Below are 17,507 nucleotides of genomic sequence, written 5' to 3'. Positions count from 1 at the left end.
GTTCATTTATTAAAATTCAAAATATTCTTTTGCGTTATTGTAGCTGATATCCTGTATGATTTTCCCGACCCATTCGATATCATTTGGTATTTCTCCTTTTTCGATGTCCTGTCCAAAGATGTCACAGACCAATCTTCTGAAGTATTCATGTCTTGGAAAAGAAAGAAAACTTCTGGAATCGGTCAACATGCCTACAAGACGACTTAACAAACCCATATTCGACAAGGTATTAATCTGTTTTGTCATGCCGTCTTTTTGGTCCAAAAACCACCAAGCTGAACCAAACTGAATTTTTCCTTTGATAGAACCATCATTGAAATTCCCAATCATTGTCGCAATAAGTTCATTGTCGGCTGGATTGAGATTATAGATAATTGTCTTGGTTAGCTTATCTTGGTTATCTAATTTATTCAAAAACTTTGATAATGCACGTCCCTGACTAAAATCCCCAATGGAGTCCCAGCCTGTATCAGGACCGATCAAGCGATGCATGCGGGAGTTATTGTTACGTAAAGCGCCCAAATGGTATTGTTGCACCCAGCCTTTTTCATGATCCCATTCTGCAAAATAGACTAACATGGCCGATTTAAACTTCAGGCTCTCATCAAAAGTTATTTCTTTGCCTGCACGAATTTTATCAAAGATGAATGCGATTTCAGTTTCGGTGTAATCTTCAGCATAGATCTGTTCCAAACCATGATCTGAGACTTTACAGCCGTTGGTCGCAAAGAAGTCGTGCCTTGCTTTCAAGGCCTTGAGGTAGTCGCTTAAACTGCTTATCTGCATATTGCTGACTTCTTCAAGCTTATTGATGTATTGGTTCAATGCAGGCAGGTCATCGCAATTCATTGCTTTATCCGGACGAAATGCCGGAAGCATTTTAAATGATTCACGCTCTTTCGCAAACTGCTGATGAAATTCCAGACTATCGATTGGGTCGTCTGTTGTGCAAACGACTTCAACATGCATCATCTTGAGTAGTCCGCGGACAGAATGACTATCTTGTTGCAGTAAAGCACTGGTATCTGCATATATCTTGGCCGCGGTTTTTGGAGACAATACATCTGTTATGCCAAAATAGCGTTGTAATTCAAGGTGTGTCCAATGGTGTAGTGGATTACGCAAGGTATAAGGGACAGTTTCTGCCCATTTGATGAATTTTTCTTCATCTGAAGCGTCTCCGGTCACATAATGTTCGTTGACACCGTTGGCACGCATGGCCCGCCATTTGTAATGATCACCATGTAACCAAACCTGACTAATATTATCAAACTTGACATTATTTGCAATCTGTTCCGGGATTAGGTGATTATGGTAATCAATAATCGGCAGATGTTTTGAATAATTATGGTACAGCTCTTCAGCCGTTTTTGTGTTCAATAAAAAGTTGTCGTCTAAAAAAGTTTTCATACAATGTATTGATTTGTAGGTTCATCTGTTTTCTATCCTCTTTTGCTTGTCAAACTTTTTATTGCTGAAGTAATCGGACATAAAAAATGCAAAAAGGGGTGAAAGTACGGTCGCCTGAATTTCCCAAACTGTTTAAATGGTCAATGAAATTACCAATATTCAGGTCATACTTAAAGGAAATTCAATAAAATAAATGCGCAAACGTTATCGGTAGCGTTTAAGGCAATCGGGTTATACCGCATTTTCTACGTTTTCTAAGCACGTTTTCGCTATCGCAGATTGCTTGAAATTTTGAATAAGTCCCGAATAATATGATCTGCTAAAGCGTAATTGTATTGCATATAAAAAGCAATTTCTCTAAGTTTGTTCAACAAATTGCTCAACATGGATATCCAATCACTTTATCAGATTTATAAACAGTATCCGAATATTACAACAGATACACGTAAAATTGAAAAAGATAGTCTATTTTTCGCCTTAAAAGGGGCCAATTTCAATGGGAATACTTTCGCCGAGAAAGCGCTTGAAATGGGTGCTAAATATGTTGTTATTGATGACGAGACCTACCGAAAAGGAGAAGCGTATATTCTTGTTGATGATGTTTTAAAAACATTACAGCAACTAGCGAATTACCACAGACAGCAATTGGATATTCCAGTTATTGGAGTGACGGGAACCAATGGAAAAACCACGACAAAGGAATTGTTGTACGCTGTTGTTTCGCAGAAATACAAGGCCTATGCAACAAAAGGAAATTTGAATAATCATATTGGTGTTCCATTGACATTATTGGCCATAGATAATTCTGTTGAGCTAGCAATCATCGAAATGGGGGCAAATCATTTGGAAGAAATTGCTTTTTTGTGTGGGATTGCCGAACCGACACATGGTTTGATTTCTAACGTTGGCAAAGCACATCTAGAAGGTTTTGGATCTTTTGAAGGAGTAAAGAAAACCAAGGGCGAGCTGTACGATTGGCTGCAGGACCATCAAGGGGTATTATTTTTGCAGGCAGATAACCCACATCTTAAAGAGATGGCTTCCGCCCGCAAGATAGCCAACATTGTCACTTATGGTTTTTCGGAAGGTAATGATGTGATTGGAAAGCTTCTTAGGGCAAATCCCCTTTTGCAAATTGAATGGCACAAGAAAGGCACGGCCGAATCTTATGTTGTCGATACCCATTTAACAGGATCTTATAATACCGAAAACTTTCTTGCAGCTATTGCAGTAGGTTTGCATTTTGGCGTTTCTTCTGCGTCAATCAATCGGGGTATTGAAGGATATACCCCTACGAACAATCGTTCGCAGGTTATGAAAACTGCCCACAATACGCTAATCTGCGATTATTATAATGCAAATGCAACAAGCATGGCTGCTGCATTGGATAATATTCGGATTATTGAAGCGGATAAGAAGGCTATTGTATTGGGTGATATGTTTGAATTGGGGACAGAATCATTTGAAGAACATAAAAAAATTGTCGAGAACGTAAGAGCTATTCCTGCAGATCGCAAAATTTTTGTAGGAAAAGAATTTTTCGCACATCGTTATGAAGGTGGAGCATTTTATGAAACTACTGCCGAAGCAAAACAGGCAATCAGCGGAAATCCTATTGTGGACAGCACGGTCTTATTGAAAGCGTCAAGGGGTATGGCCTTTGAAAATCTGGTCGAACTACTGTAGCCTTTTTAGCTTTATGCTATGCACAACGAGGGGATAAGTTCGGGGTGCGAACATATGGCGACCATGGTGCTCCCGCATTGAATGTACTTAAAAAGGTGGACTCACTGTGGACTTACCGTGGTTGCGGGACGAAGTTGATAGGATGTTGCGGAAACCTTCGTTCCACTGAATCCCGAATGACTCGCCCAGTAGCATCGAGCGAAAGGAAGTGCAAAACAAACAGTTTTGTCATGTAAGGATTAAATAATAAGGAAAATGAGCAAATTCGTTCTACGGAGAAATGATGCTCATTTGGAAAAACGTACCTTTGTTGCATATAATGGATAAAAGACGTTTTTTTTTAGAAATAGCCTATTTTGGACAGGCTTATCATGGTTGGCAAATTCAGAATAATGCAATTTCCGTGCAGGAAGTGCTGAATAAGGCGCTTGAAACCCTGTTGCGGGAACCCATTGAAACAACTGGAGCTGGCCGTACAGATACAGGTGTTCATGCCAAGCAATTGTATGCACATTTCGATGCAGCCCCTGTGGGTATTCTACAAAAAGCTGATCGTTTTATTCATTCGCTCAATGCACTATTGCCCTTTGATGTGGCCGTGAAGCGCCTGATCGAAGTGGAATCCGAAGCACATGCTCGCTTCGATGCGACACAAAGATCCTATGAATACCATCTTCATTTTCATAAAGATCCTTTTATCTATCCCTATTCATGTTTTATGCGCGATCGTCCGGATGTTGAAAAGATGAATGAAGCTGCACAATTTTTATTGGGTAAACAAGATTTCGAATGCTTTAGTAAGTCTCATACGCAGGTGTTTACAAATATTTGCGATATTCGTAGAGCCGAGTGGGTATGGCATACCGAACAACATTTGGTCTTTCATATTACCGCTGATCGCTTTTTGCGCAATATGGTCCGTGCTATTGTGGGTACATCGTTGGAAATAGGCATAAAAGGTAAACCTGTTTCATTTATGCAAGAGGTTATCCAAAGCAAAAACCGGGGGAAGGCAGGTGTTTCCGTGCCGGCACATGGGTTGTATTTAACAGAAGTAGCATATCCTTATATATAGAATTTAACGTGAGTCAAGATAAAATAACTGGTAAAACCTACGATATCAATTTGGTGAAACGCATGAGTCGCTATATGCGTCCATATCATATGGCATTTTGGATATCGGTCGTCCTAACGATATTGCTGGCTGCAGTAGCCCCCGCTTTACCTATGCTAATCCAGCATACGCTGGATAACTATATCCTAAACTTCGATACCAATGGATTGTCCCTCATGCTGATTGCAATGTTGGCATTGGTCATCCTGCAGACTTTGATCCGTTATTACCATACCTTAATGACAAATACTCTGGGGCAGTCGGTTATCCGTGATATTCGGATTCAGGTATTTAACCACATTGTTCAACTCAGGCTGAAGTATTTTGATCGCACAGCACTGGGAAAATTAATTACCCGTACCATCTCTGATTTGGAGACTCTTTCCAATATTTTTTCTGAAGGTTTGATTCAGATTATCGGCGATTTATTACAGTTGGTCGTTATTCTGGTTGTGATGTTTTACTCCGATTGGAAGCTGACATTGATTGTTTTAATTCCGATGCCTTTGATGGTGGCAGCGACTTACGTATTTAAAGAGGCGATGAAGTCTGCCTTTATCGATGTGCGGAAATGGGTTTCTAACTTAAATACCTTTTTGCAGGAACACATTACGGGCGTCGGTATTATCCAATATTTTGCGCGTGAAAAGCAGGAAATGGATAAATTTAAGGAAATTAATGCGCAACATCGTAATGCCCATATTCGGACCAATTGGTATTTCTCCATCTTTTTCCCTGTTTTGGAAATTATCATGGCCATTGCTTTGGGATTGTTGGTCTGGTTCGGTTCCAAACAAATTATGGGTGATGTGATCTCTCCGGGTGTAGTGGTGGCCTTTATCATGTATATCAATATGATCTTTAGGCCCATTCGGGAGCTTATTGACAAATTCAATACGCTTCAAATGGGCATGGTTAGCGCTGAACGGATCTTTGAAGTGTTGGATACCGATGAAAAGACCCCAAATTTGGGTACATTGAAACCTGCACACATCAAAGGTGAGATTGCGTTTCGCGATGTTTGGTTCGCCTATAATGAGGAAAACTGGGTCCTAAAGGATGTTAACTTTAACGTTAATCCGGGTGAGACGCTGGCTTTAGTTGGGGCTACTGGTGCTGGAAAATCTTCTACCATCAATATTCTAAGCCGTTTTTATGAAATCAATAAAGGTGAAATTCTGTTGGACGGCCGTAATATCCGCGATTATGATCTCGATTATCTGAGAAATACCATTGCGACGGTATTGCAGGATGTATTCCTCTTCTCGGATAGCGTCATCAATAACATCACATTAGGTGATCCAGCGATATCTAGAGAACAGGTCATTGAAGCCGCAAAAGAAGTGGGGGCGCATGATTTTATTATGCGACTACCTGGGGGCTATGATTATGATGTGAAAGAGCGGGGTGCAACCTTATCCGCGGGGCAGGCCCAATTGATTTCTTTTATACGAGCCTTGGTACACGATCCCCGGATTCTAATTTTAGACGAGGCGACATCTTCAGTAGATACCGAAACGGAAGAAATGATCCAGCATGCAATCGATAACCTCATGAAAGGAAGAACATCGATTGTTATTGCCCACCGCTTGTCCACCATTCAGAAGGCGGACAAGATTATTGTGTTGGATAAAGGCGAAATCAAGGAAATTGGAACGCATCAGGAATTGCTATCTTTTGATGGGTATTATAAAAAACTATACGACTTGCAATTTCACTCCGCGGGGATTTAATTAAGCGATTATACTCTCTTTGGGGATCGTTTCTTCATCTTCGATCCGTGTATTTGCTTTAATCTCTGAACCTCGCCCTACGAGAACGTTTGCTCCGATTGAGACATTTGGTCCGATGTTGACAAAATCTTCAATAATGGTATTGCTTTCGATAACAGCAGAACCGGCGATAACGCAATGGTTGCCTATCTGTACATCGGGGGCGATGGAAGCGCCGGGGAGGATAATGGTGCCTTCACCAATCTCCGCTCGTTTTGATACGTAGGCTTTGGGATGGATGAGGGTCTGGTAATTCCAGTCTGCATTTTCCGATACAATCCGTTGGCGAAGGCCTGGGTTCTTGACTGCAATAAAGAAATCTTCCTCCGTGCCTTTTACTTGATGGTGAAGTTGAACCTCATAATCGAATACATCTTCAATGAGCAATGATTTGTCAATAAGACCACCAATTTCAATCGCTAAATCTTCTGCTACATCTACCGCAGTTTTAGCGTGAGCAGTTGCACCGTATATATATAACATGGTATTTTTTTTCGCAAAGATAAAACTTTCTAAAATGAAGCCCTTTGGTATCGTGTAAAAAAATCCAACAAAATATAGGGTTTGATTGTTTTGCTGTTTAATGAGCTGTAAGGTTGATTGTTTTTTCGATCGCAATTATATTGCATATAAAAATCAATTTATCTAAGTTTGTTGGTATACAAAAATTAAACTATGATTCAACGTATCCAAACTGTTTATTTGCTGATAGCAGGATTAGTCATATTCGGCTTGTTTCTATTTCCCTATGTTAATTATAGCGATTTAGTTGGTTTAGGAAAGAATGTGAAGGTGACCGGTGTGTATAGTGTTGCTGCGGGTCAGCCAGTACACGAGGGGGGATTTGGTTATATTCTCCAGACTGTGGCCACCGTATTATTAGGAGGGCTTCCCCTGTTCACGATATTTAAATTTAAAAAGCGTAAAGTCCAACTTTTGCTTATTTGGGTAGAGGTTGTCGCAATTATCTTATTTGCAGTATGGCTATATTCTTCTGCAAGTACTCATCTCGCTACGGTGAACCAATTTTTGGGTGCTGGGAATATCGGCGTAGGATTCTTTTTGTTGCCTATCTCGATTATTTTCTGTGCGTTGGCCATGGGCGGAGTACGTAAAGATGAAAAGTTGATCCGTTCTGCCGATCGATTGAGGGCATAATTTTGAAAGAATAATCCAATAATAGTTAAAGCCACGAAGACCGTGGCTTTTTTAAATATAATATGATATGAACGTTTTTTTTAGATATGTTGTTGTCTTGATGCTCTTCCTTGTCGGTGGGTTTGTAAAGGCGCAGTCGGCAGATTCATTGTTGGTTGTTGATGATATTCAATTCGATGTAAAGGAATTTCACGTAGATGAGCCTAAGCATGAATTGGTGATCAATTTGTTTGCTATATCGTATAGTAAGAATCCTCGGGAATATAAAATGAACACCTTTTCCACGCAAGTGTTGGATCAGAAGAAACAGCCCCATTTCTTTTCCACGATTCGGATGGGAAATGTATTGGTTAAATTTGAAGATAAGCAGAATTATCTGCACTATTTGCTAGAAGAAGATAAGCCTGTGGATATACAGGTCGTTGTAAAGGATTGGAAGAAAACGGATAAACCGGTTATGGTTAAACTGGTCTTTGAGAGCAGTACAGAAGAGGGGGAGTTTTTGGAGGTTCCTATTTCATTAAAGAAATAATTGATTTTGTCTCTTGACAAAAAAAGCTTCGAAGTTATAACTTCGAAGCTTTTTTTGATTATTCAATATTATCGATTGTATCTGATCTGCTGTTTGTCCATCATGCCCATCTGGTCTTTCATCATTTTGATCTGATCAGCTAATAACTTATTTTTATCTGCTTTTTTAGCTTCTTGAAGAAGTTTTTCGGCTTCACGTTTATTGCGCTTCCCCATGGCTACACCGGCTAGGCTCAATTTTGCTAAGGCGATGTTATGGTCCATATGTAGACCCAATGCCAATGCTTTCTTAAAATATTTTTCAGATTGCATAGGTGCACGTTGTGATTCGATCAGTCCGATCAGCATGTTGTAGTAACCATGCTGTTGTGGGATCAATTGCTTTTCGTAGTTGGTGATTTTACCTAGCCATTTTTCAGCTGCGGCCATATTTTGTTTACGCATATGCCATTGCGCAATCAGCATATATTCATGGAAAAATACAGTAACAAAACCCAAGATCGTGATCAAGATCCCTAAAATTCCCCATCCCCAATTTCCGGTCCAGAATAAGGCAACTGTTCCGATAAGCAATGCACTGCAAATAATGATTCTAACGAGATTTGACATAAATCTTTGTTTAAAATATTTGTATTCAATTTAATTCTGCAAATATCCGTTAATTTCACCGTTTAAGCAACTCGTTCAGGTTGTTATTTTGTAAAAATGTGTTTTTCTAGAAAATGGTAGCTTTTATGTTAATCGATGTGTTCTGATAATCTTGCTTTGGTACAACGCCGAATAGGTGGGCAGCCGGATAAATTTGCCTTTATATGCAACTTTGTCTATGTTTGAATTATGGAAAAGCAATACGATGATTCTTGGGCTCCTGTATTAAGGCCTTTGTTCGCTCAGCCCTACATGAAACAGTTATCTACTTTTGTGCAAGCAGAGCGTCAGAAAACGAAAGTGTTTCCACCGGCAGATCTGGTGATGAATGCTTTTAAGCTGACGCCATTGGATCAGGTGAAAGTGGTTATTTTAGGGCAGGATCCTTACCACAATGACGGGCAGGCACATGGGCTGTCTTTTTCAGTTCCGGCAGGGATTGCCTTGCCCCCATCTTTAAAAAATATTTTTAAGGAATTGCAAGATGATATCCCTGGTTTTGTTGAGCCGCATGCTGGCGATTTGACTTCTTGGGCCAAGCAGGGGGTATTATTGTTAAATGCGACCTTGACAGTTCAGGCGCATTTGGCTGGTTCTCATCAAAAGAAAGGCTGGGAGATTTTTACAGACAGTATTATTCATGCCATTTCGGAGCGTTGTGAACATGTGGTGTTTTTGTTGTGGGGAAGTTATGCCCAAAAGAAAAGTGTGCTCATTGATGCGAAGAAGCATCTTATTCTAACGGCGGTTCATCCCTCACCGTTGTCTGTCTATCGTGGTTTTTTTGGTAGTAAGCATTTTTCACGCGCAAACCAGTATTTGACGGCACATGGTAAAACCCCAATTGATTGGCGCCTGATTTAAGTTGTGGCTTGGGTTAAATTTTGCGAAGCGTTTGCTGTCTAATAGCTAAAGTAGATAAACATCATTGCCGGTGATTCGCGCATGGCGCAAATGCGTCCAAGAGCGAGATTCCGGTAATGATATTTTTGATTGGGCTTAATTCCCTCGCTTAATATTCTAAAGGAATAATGGGTTCTTTTTTGCTGGTCGACATAATCATCATGGTTTGGAATGTCTTTACAAAAGGTATTTTGGATATTTTTTCCATGATGACGCCTTCATAAGCTTTGATATCTTTTACGTAAACCTTGAGGATGAAATCACAATTGCCTGTAACGTGATGGCATTCGGTTACTTCAGGTATCATTTTGACTGCAGCTACAAATTCAGGAATAGCGTTGTGGGTATGGAAATCGAGTGAGATCTGTATGAACGACTTGATCCCAAGCCCCAGTTTCTCCTCGTCCACAAAGGCATGGTAACTTTTGATGAAGCCGGAGTTTTCCAGTTTTCGCACACGCTCTAAGGTTGGCGCGGGGGACAGTCCGATGCTAGATGCGAGTTGCAAATTAGTTATACGACCATTCTCTTGTAATAGTTTAAGAATTTTTAAATCTGTTTTATCCGGTGCAAAGGGCATATCTTAAGTCTTAATAATCAATAGTATTTGTAAATATACAAAATTATATTTGGAAATTTAAAAATATACAAAATTATTGGTGATAAATAGATTTTAGCTATATCGTGTTTTTATAATTATAATTTTAATCGATGCAAAATCATTTGACTGTCATAATCGATTGAAATGTGCTCATTTTAATGAAATGGAGTGATAAATGTCATTTTTTTATTAAAAATGCCTTCGTAAGGTGCTATTAAATGCTGTTTTATTGGCTTTGAAATTGTAACTTTGCAGTTCGATAGGTGCGGAGGTGAAGCCCTCCCAAATTAGTTAAACCGTGAGAGCGCAATATGAGTACTAAAGACGACGATTTGTTAAAAGAGCTAGAGCTCGAAGAATATAAATACGGGTTCACGACAGATATCGAAATGGAAATTGCAGCCAAAGGCCTTACTGAGGATACGGTTCGTTTTATTTCGGCAAAAAAGAATGAACCTGAATGGCTATTGGAATGGAGGTTAAAAGCTTTCCGTCATTTCTTGACGTTAAGAATGCCTACTTGGCAGAATTTCAAAGCTCCCGAGATTGATTTTCAAGAGATTTCCTACTATGCAGCCCCGAAAGCAAAACCGCAGCTTAATTCGATGGATGAGGTTGACCCTGAGTTGATTTCCACTTTCGAAAAGTTGGGAATTCCTTTGGATGAGCAAAAAATATTGGCGGGAGTTGTGGCTGTAGATGCTGTCTTCGATTCGGTATCTGTCAAAACAACGTTTCGTGAGAAATTAAAAGAGCAAGGAGTTATTTTCTGTTCATTTGGTGAGGCCGTGCAAGAGCATCCTGACCTGGTGAAAAAATATTTGGGTACAGTGGTTCCGCAGACAGATAACATTTATGCAGCATTAAATTCTGCAGTGTTTTCGGATGGATCCTTTGTTTACGTTCCAAAAGGCGTTAGATGTCCAATGGAATTGTCTACCTATTTCCGTATCAATGCACAGAATACTGGGCAATTCGAACGCACGTTGATCATTGCGGATGAGGGGGCTTATGTTTCTTATTTGGAGGGATGTACTGCACCTATGCGTGATGAAAACCAGCTGCATGCGGCAGTGGTTGAATTGATTGCCGAGCGTGATGCTGATATTAAATATTCTACCGTTCAAAACTGGTACCCTGGTGATAAAGAAGGAAAAGGTGGTATTTATAACTTTGTAACCAAGCGTGGAATCTGTAAGGGCGATAACAGTAAAATCTCCTGGACACAGGTAGAAACCGGTTCTGCAATTACATGGAAATACCCGGGTGTGATCTTAAAGGGCGATAACTCTATTGGTGAGTTTTACTCTGTAGCCATGACGCGTAATCATCAGGTAGCTGATACAGGAACGAAGATGGTTCATTTGGGTAAAAACACAAAATCTAAAATTATTTCTAAAGGTATCTCCGCCGGTAAGAGCCACAACAGTTATAGAGGTTTAGTGAAAATCGGTCCAAATGCCGACAACTCACGTAACTTTACACAATGTGACTCCTTATTGATCGGTGATAAATGTGGGGCACATACATTCCCTTACATCGAAAATAGAAATAAGACGGCCAAATTAGAGCATGAGGCGACTACTTCCAAAATCGGTGAGGACCAGGTATTCTATTTGAATCAACGGGGTATCGATTCTGAGAAAGCTGTTGGTTTAATTGTCAACGGGTATGCAAAAGAAGTATTAAATCAATTGCCGATGGAGTTTGCTGTAGAGGCTCAAAAATTATTGGCAATTTCATTAGAAGGTTCAGTAGGATAGATAAAAAATCATTGGGAATGTAGTTTAAGTCGCTACATTATACCATACTCAATACGAATAAAATGTTAAGCATTAAAAATTTACATGCGTCTGTAGAAGACAAACAAATATTAAAAGGGTTAAACCTAGAAGTAAAAGCTGGCGAAGTTCATGCGATTATGGGACCAAATGGTGCTGGTAAAAGTACATTAGGGAATGTATTAGCAGGACGTGAATCCTATGAGGTAAGTGAGGGTTCCGCACTATTGGACGGTGTGGATTTATTGGATCTTTCCCCTGAAGACCGTGCGCGTGAAGGGCTGTTTTTGGCTTTTCAATATCCTGTTGAGATTCCGGGCGTATCGAATATCAATTTCTTGAAAACGGCTGTAAATGATATTCGTGAGTACAAAGGTCTTCCGCCAATGGAAGCGAAGGAATTTTTAAAAATGGTAAAAGACAAGCAAAAATTGGTTGAGTTTTCAGCTAATTTGGCTAACCGCTCTTTAAATGAAGGATTCTCCGGTGGTGAGAAAAAGCGTAACGAAATTTTTCAATTGGCGATGTTGAACCCGAAATTATCTATTTTGGATGAGACAGATTCTGGTTTGGATATCGATGCACTTCGTATCGTTGCAAATGGTGTGAATCAATTGCGCTCTAAAGACAATGCTTTTATTGTTATTACACACTACCAACGTTTGTTGGATTATATCGTTCCAGATTTTGTTCACGTATTGTACAATGGCCGTATCGTGAAATCGGGACCTAAAGAATTAGCTTTGGAGCTCGAAGAAAAAGGATACGATTGGTTAAAAGAATATGATACACAAAACGCCTAATCTTTTACCTGAGTAAATAGGATTAGAGGAGAATTTTGGCGATTTGATTAAAAAATAACATGAGTACATTAGTTTCAGAATCATTACTTCAACAAGTGTTGGGAGCTTTCAAAGAGCAAGGCGTTTCAGACGAACCTTCGTTTTTCGTGGAGGCCCGCCAACTTGCATTCGAGCGTTTCGAAGCAGCAGGCTTTCCCACCGTTAAGAATGAAGAATGGAAATATACAAACATCCACAGTATTATCAATAAGCCTTATGCGCTTGATGTCGATGTGGATATCGAAGGCTTAGACTTTAGTGCAGGTGAGATTCCGCAGTTGGATGCCTACCGCATTATTTTGGTGAATGGTCAGTATGTATTAGCAGTAAGTGAATTAGAAAATGTAAAGGGACTGTCGGTTATTCCAATGGATGAAGCCGCTTCAGAGCCTGCATTTGAGTCCCATTTTGCTAAATATGCGGATAAGTCAGACAATATTATGGTCGCATTGAATACGGCTGCTTTTACCAATGGTGTTTTTATCCATTTGAAAAAGGGAGTTGTACTTGATAAACCAATCCAGATTATTCATGTCGCTACAGGGAAAGAGGATTTCTTTGCGCAAACACGTAATTTGATTGTTGTCGAGCCAAATGCAGAACTTGAATTGATCGAAAGCTTTATTACTGCAGAAGGTACCGCAAATAATGTACACAATAAGGTCTCTGAGATTATCGTCAAAGAGAATGCTAAAGTACAACATTATTATTTGCAGCTCGCGGAATCTGTAAGCCGTTACTTTAATCATACAGAGGTTTATCAAGAAAAATACAGCCTTTACAATAATTACAACTGTAATTTTCCAGGCGCTTCGTTTATCCGTAACAATATCAACGTCCGTTTGGATGCCGAGCATGTGGAGAGCCATTTATATGGAATCAACTTAACGGCTGCCGATCAATTGGTCGATAATCATACCATCGTAGACCACCTGAAACCACATTGTGAGTCTTATGAATGGTATAAAAATATTACACAGGACAAGTCCGTTGCGGTTTTCAATGGAAAAATCTTTGTGCGCGAAGATGCGCAGAAAACGAATGCTTTTCAACAGAATAATAATATGTTGATGTCAGACAATTCGGCGGTTTATACCAAACCACAGTTGGAAATCTTTGCCGATGACGTAAAATGTTCACACGGGTGTACCATCGGTCAGTTTGATAATGAAGCGCTGTTTTATCTGAGAGCAAGAGGAATTGGCGAAGAGTCTGCTCGTATCCTGTTGGTGCACGCATTTGCATTTGACGTAACGACACGTTTCTCAAATGAGGTTGTTCGCAAATATGTTGAAGAGCTTGTAGAAGAAAGCCTAAGAACAAATTAAATCCATTTAGGATCATATAGCTTTTAAATATGGCGTTTACTGAATAAGTAAACGCCATTTTTTTTCATAGACCAATACATCGTAGCCTTCGTATCAAGCGCCAAGTTGCTTCTTGTTGCTCTTGCTTGGACGGAAGAGCGTTTAATTGTATTGGGAGAAGCGCTTAAAGTTATCATTGTTTGCTGTGGGGTAAACCCTAGTAATTTTTGGATATCAACTTCGTCATTTTCACGGTATAACAACGGATCTTAATCGGAGCTACAACGCTATTTGTTCGCTCACAACCGAAGAAGGACCGAACAAGTACCGAACAAGCTCCGAAGAAGCTCCGAAGAAGCACCGAGGAAGCTTCGAATTTGGTCCCTTTTGTTTGGTTCCTTTTTTCGTAAATGGAACGAACGTTGAAACTAATTCTTGGTACTTGCTTTAAATTGTGCTAATAATTTTTTCGACAATTTTAGTTAAAATCAAACAAAGATAAAGGTGCTGAAGGGCTGAAATGTAGGGAATAACAGAGCACTATTAAACGAAAAAAGCTTCCAAATTTTGGAAGCTTTTTTTGAGCGAAAGACGAGATTCGAACTCGCGACCCCAACCTTGGCAAGGTTGTGCTCTACCAACTGAGCTACTTTCGCGTTGATGTTACAAAAGTAAGGCATTTATTCGTATTCTGCAAGAGGAAAAGCAAAAAATATTAACTTAAATTGATCGCATCAACACAATTAATACCGTCTATAGCCGCTGAAATGATACCGCCGGCATAACCTGCCCCTTCACCACAAGGGTAAAGTCCTTTGACCTGAGGGTGTTGTAAATCTTCTTTATTTCTAGGAATCCGAATCGGTGAAGATGTACGTGACTCTACACCGACTAAAATGGCTTCATTGGTATAATACCCTTTCATCTTTTTGCCAAAGATGGGCAACGCACCGCGTAATGCTTCGTGAACAAAAGCAGGTAGCACTTCGGTGAGATCTGCAGATGCTGTTCCGGGATTGTACGAGTTTTCTGGCAGATCCATAGACACACGTCCTTCGACAAAGTCGACCATGCGTTGCGCCGGAGCCACGAGCTTACCGCCACCTACGGCAAAAGCCTTTCGCTCGATCTCTTTCTGAAAATTCAGTAATGCAAATGGATCCTTATGTGCATTGGCAACGTCCTCAAGGTTGATCTGAATAACGGTGCCTGAATTGGCGTGCGGATTATTTCGTTTGGATGGCGACCATCCGTTGACAACGATTTCATCTAAATCTGTTGCACAGGGAGCAATGACGCCGCCTGGGCACATGCAGAATGAAAATACACCACGGTCATTCACCTGTTCAACCAGGCTATAATAGGCTGGCGGCAAATGCTCGCTTCTTACCTGGCAGTGGTATTGCGCCTGATCAATGATTGCCTGCGGGTGCTCGATACGCACACCCAAAGCAAATGCTTTGGCTTCGATCAGCCAATTGTTGCGATGAAAAAGCTCGAAAATATCCCGCGCAGAGTGCCCTGTTGCTACAATGACATGATCTGCCTTAATTTCTTCACCATTGGCTAATTTGACACCGCGTACTTGACCGAAGGATTCTAAAATGTCATCGACACGTTGGTCAAAATGAAATTCGCCCCCAAATTCAAGGACGCTCTCGCGCATGGCCTCAATAATATGCGGCAATTTATTTGTACCGATATGTGGCCGTGCATTGACCAGAATATCCGTCGTGGCCCCATGGGAAACGAAAAGTTTGAGTACTTTATCGACATCACCTCTCTTATTGGAACGTGTATATAATTTTCCGTCTGAGTAAGTTCCAGCTCCACCTTCACCAAAGCAGTAGTTTGACTCAGGGTTTACGATGCCTTCCCGGTTCAACTTGGCTAGATCGCGTCTACGGTCTTGGACCTTTTTACCGCGTTCGATTACAATTGGTTTGAGACCACGTTCAATACAGCGTATTGCTGCAAACAGGCCGGCAGGGCCCGCGCCAATAATAATAACGGGTTTACCGTCTTTAACGGACTTAAAATTATTTTCGTAGATTTCTGGAACAGGAAGCTCGTCAATGTAGTAAATAACCCGAGCTCGATAAACAACCTGCTTGCTTCGGGCGTCAATGGAACGTTTACGGATTTTATAACCTTTGACTTGTTGAGGTTGGACTTTCAGGGCTTTGATCCCTTGCTGTAGAATATACTGATCGTCCTCGATTCTTTCTGGAAGTATCGCAATTTCAATTTCTTTTTGCATAGTATGAGGGCTGGGTTTTTATCCCAAAACCGGGACAAAGTTAATGAATATTGGCTATTTGGAGATTTGGAAATAAAAATATTCTTATCTTAGTAAGAGCTTGGTATATGCTTTGATAGTGTAACCGTAAAATTTGAATAGTATTTAATTCTTTGAACAATGAAAATTAAAAGATTTTTGGTCGCCCTATGTGGTTTATTTGCATTAGTATCATTAAACTCCTGTGGCTACAATACGATGGTCTCACAAGATGAGAATGTTAAAGGAAAATGGGCACAAGTTGAAAATGCGTATCAACGTCGTGCGGATCTAGTTCCAAATTTGGTTAATACAGTAAAAGGAGCGGCAAAACACGAAGAAAGTACATTGACAGCTGTTGTAGAGGCAAGAGCTAAAGCTACTTCCGTGACGATTAATGCCGATGACTTGTCTGAGGAGAATATTGCCAAGTTTCAAAAAGTTCAGGATGAATTCAGCGGTTCGTTGAGTCGTCTTTTGGCGTCTGTTGAAGCTTATCCTGATTTGAAAGCCAATCAGAACTTTTTGGAATTACAAGCACAGCTGGAAGGTACTGAAAATCGTATTTCAACAGAACGTAGATCTTACAATGAAGCGGTACAGCAATATAATACCACCGTACGTAGCTTCCCGAATAATTTAATGGCGGGTATGTTCGGATTTAAGGCAAAAGGTACATTTACTGCGGCCCCGGGTTCGGATAAAGCGCCAACGGTATCATTCTAACAGCAAATTGTTAGGAATGAACAGGATGATGGATGATGCGGCTTTCGTAGAAGCACATCATCCATTTTTTTATCGTGTTTTAATTAGTTTAGACCCTTTGAATCTGGAATAACCGGTATGGTAATCTAGTTTTGGAGTGCAAACGTATACAAACTATGGCATTAAATTCTGAAGAACAAGAGAAGATCGTTCACGCTATTAATGTAGCTGAAAATGAGACTTCTGGTGAGATTCGTGTAGTGGTCGAAAATCATTGCCCCGACGAGGTACATGATCGTGCAACCTATTATTTTTCCAAATTGGGCATGCACAAGACTACATTGAAAAATGGTGTTCTTATCTATATCGCGCTTGAAGACCATAAATTTTCCATTATTGGCGATAAGGGAATTCACCAACGTGTAGAAGGTGATTTTTGGAACAGTACCAAAGATCTTATGGTGGCGGAGTTTCGGGTGGATCGCATTGTTGAGGGCTTGGTCAAGGGGATCGAACATGCGGGTAAACAATTGGCAAAATTCTTCCCGCGTGAACACGATGACATCAACGAGCTTCCAAATGATATTGTTTTTGGAGACCGTTAGTTGTTAAGTGACCAGAAACAGTCCCGAAAAGCGATTCCCTGTCTCACAAATAAACTGATAAAGATCGTGATAAACCCGATTTCGGGATTCACCGAACGCCATTTGCATGAAAACTGCTCAAGGCAAATAAAAATGAATAAAAGAGAATTATAGGATGAAATTTGTA

16 protein-coding genes and 1 tRNA gene are annotated in these 17,507 nt (G+C 40.3%); 11 read left to right on the top strand and 6 right to left on the bottom strand.

Features of this window, described 5'->3' with window-relative positions; translation table 11 throughout:
• Positions 1-9: 9 nt before the first annotated feature.
• Positions 10-1,410, bottom strand: coding sequence for a glucuronate isomerase (uxaC, locus tag BGP15_RS08435; RefSeq protein ID WP_070561475.1), 1,401 nt, complete (start codon positions 1,408-1,410; stop codon positions 10-12).
• A gap of 384 nt (positions 1,411-1,794) precedes the next feature.
• Here uxaC and BGP15_RS08430 point away from each other — a divergent pair, with 384 nt between their 5' ends.
• The 3 genes from BGP15_RS08430 to BGP15_RS08420 all read left to right on the top strand — a co-directional run bounded on the left by BGP15_RS08430 (position 1,795) and on the right by BGP15_RS08420 (position 5,943).
• Positions 1,795-3,096, top strand: a complete 1,302-nt coding sequence (locus tag BGP15_RS08430; RefSeq protein WP_112375083.1) for a UDP-N-acetylmuramoyl-tripeptide--D-alanyl-D-alanine ligase — start codon at positions 1,795-1,797, stop codon at positions 3,094-3,096.
• A 319-nt stretch (positions 3,097-3,415) separates the two neighbouring features.
• The gene (truA, locus tag BGP15_RS08425; RefSeq protein ID WP_286769218.1) at positions 3,416-4,171 is read left to right on the top strand and encodes a tRNA pseudouridine(38-40) synthase TruA; all 756 of its coding nucleotides are present in this window, start codon (positions 3,416-3,418) and stop codon (positions 4,169-4,171) included.
• Positions 4,172-4,179: 8 nt separating this feature from the next.
• Positions 4,180-5,943: an ABC transporter ATP-binding protein gene (locus BGP15_RS08420; RefSeq protein ID WP_070561471.1), complete on the top strand. Its 1,764-nt coding sequence runs from the start codon at positions 4,180-4,182 to the stop codon at positions 5,941-5,943.
• Here the strand turns inward: BGP15_RS08420 and BGP15_RS08415 are convergent, their stop codons facing one another.
• Entirely contained in the window at positions 5,944-6,465 is a 522-nt protein-coding gene (locus tag BGP15_RS08415) for a PglD-related sugar-binding protein (protein ID WP_070561469.1), read from the bottom strand.
• Between the two features lie 192 nt (positions 6,466-6,657).
• Between BGP15_RS08415 and BGP15_RS08410 the strand changes: the two genes are divergently transcribed.
• Together BGP15_RS08410 and BGP15_RS08405 are read left to right on the top strand one after the other, a co-directional pair.
• Positions 6,658-7,140, top strand: coding sequence for a DUF4293 domain-containing protein (locus BGP15_RS08410; protein WP_112375080.1), 483 nt, complete (start codon positions 6,658-6,660; stop codon positions 7,138-7,140).
• 67 nt (positions 7,141-7,207) lie between these two features.
• A complete protein-coding gene (locus BGP15_RS08405) occupies positions 7,208-7,672 on the top strand; it encodes a hypothetical protein (protein WP_286752800.1) in 465 nt (154 codons plus the stop codon).
• A gap of 68 nt (positions 7,673-7,740) precedes the next feature.
• Here the strand turns inward: BGP15_RS08405 and BGP15_RS08400 are convergent, their stop codons facing one another.
• A complete protein-coding gene (locus BGP15_RS08400) occupies positions 7,741-8,280 on the bottom strand; it encodes a tetratricopeptide repeat protein (RefSeq protein ID WP_286769217.1) in 540 nt (179 codons plus the stop codon).
• 228 nt (positions 8,281-8,508) lie between these two features.
• Here BGP15_RS08400 and ung point away from each other — a divergent pair, with 228 nt between their 5' ends.
• Positions 8,509-9,183 carry a uracil-DNA glycosylase gene (gene ung / locus BGP15_RS08395; RefSeq protein WP_286752799.1) on the top strand — a complete coding sequence of 225 codons (675 nt, stop codon included), beginning with the start codon at positions 8,509-8,511 and terminating at the stop codon, positions 9,181-9,183.
• Between the two features lie 148 nt (positions 9,184-9,331).
• Here the strand turns inward: ung and BGP15_RS08390 are convergent, their stop codons facing one another.
• Positions 9,332-9,802 (bottom strand): Lrp/AsnC family transcriptional regulator, encoded by a 471-nt coding sequence (locus BGP15_RS08390; RefSeq protein ID WP_046673117.1) that lies wholly within the window; start codon positions 9,800-9,802, stop codon positions 9,332-9,334.
• Positions 9,803-10,134: 332 nt separating this feature from the next.
• Between BGP15_RS08390 and sufB the strand changes: the two genes are divergently transcribed.
• The 3 genes from sufB to sufD all read left to right on the top strand — a co-directional run bounded on the left by sufB (position 10,135) and on the right by sufD (position 13,774).
• Entirely contained in the window at positions 10,135-11,586 is a 1,452-nt protein-coding gene (gene sufB / locus BGP15_RS08385; protein WP_046673118.1) for a Fe-S cluster assembly protein SufB, read from the top strand.
• A 62-nt stretch (positions 11,587-11,648) separates the two neighbouring features.
• Positions 11,649-12,407 (top strand): Fe-S cluster assembly ATPase SufC, encoded by a 759-nt coding sequence (gene sufC / locus BGP15_RS08380; protein WP_286769216.1) that lies wholly within the window; start codon positions 11,649-11,651, stop codon positions 12,405-12,407.
• A gap of 59 nt (positions 12,408-12,466) precedes the next feature.
• Positions 12,467-13,774: a Fe-S cluster assembly protein SufD gene (sufD, locus tag BGP15_RS08375; RefSeq protein WP_286769215.1), complete on the top strand. Its 1,308-nt coding sequence runs from the start codon at positions 12,467-12,469 to the stop codon at positions 13,772-13,774.
• Between the two features lie 562 nt (positions 13,775-14,336).
• On the opposite strand, the gene BGP15_RS08370 is transcribed toward sufD, so the two are convergent.
• Positions 14,337-14,409: transfer RNA gene (locus tag BGP15_RS08370), tRNA-Gly, on the bottom strand.
• Positions 14,410-14,468: 59 nt separating this feature from the next.
• Entirely contained in the window at positions 14,469-16,013 is a 1,545-nt protein-coding gene (locus BGP15_RS08365; RefSeq protein WP_286769214.1) for an NAD(P)/FAD-dependent oxidoreductase, read from the bottom strand.
• A 165-nt stretch (positions 16,014-16,178) separates the two neighbouring features.
• Between BGP15_RS08365 and BGP15_RS08360 the strand changes: the two genes are divergently transcribed.
• Together BGP15_RS08360 and BGP15_RS08355 are read left to right on the top strand one after the other, a co-directional pair.
• Positions 16,179-16,757, top strand: coding sequence for a LemA family protein (locus BGP15_RS08360; RefSeq protein ID WP_046673163.1), 579 nt, complete (start codon positions 16,179-16,181; stop codon positions 16,755-16,757).
• A gap of 155 nt (positions 16,758-16,912) precedes the next feature.
• A complete protein-coding gene (locus BGP15_RS08355; RefSeq protein WP_070561453.1) occupies positions 16,913-17,341 on the top strand; it encodes a TPM domain-containing protein in 429 nt (142 codons plus the stop codon).
• Positions 17,342-17,507: the final 166 nt, after the last annotated feature.

The organism is Sphingobacterium sp. 40-24, from assembly GCF_001899705.1.
Lineage (GTDB): Bacteria > Bacteroidota > Bacteroidia > Sphingobacteriales > Sphingobacteriaceae > Sphingobacterium > Sphingobacterium multivorum.
This window is presented reverse-complemented; position numbering and strand designations above follow the sequence as displayed.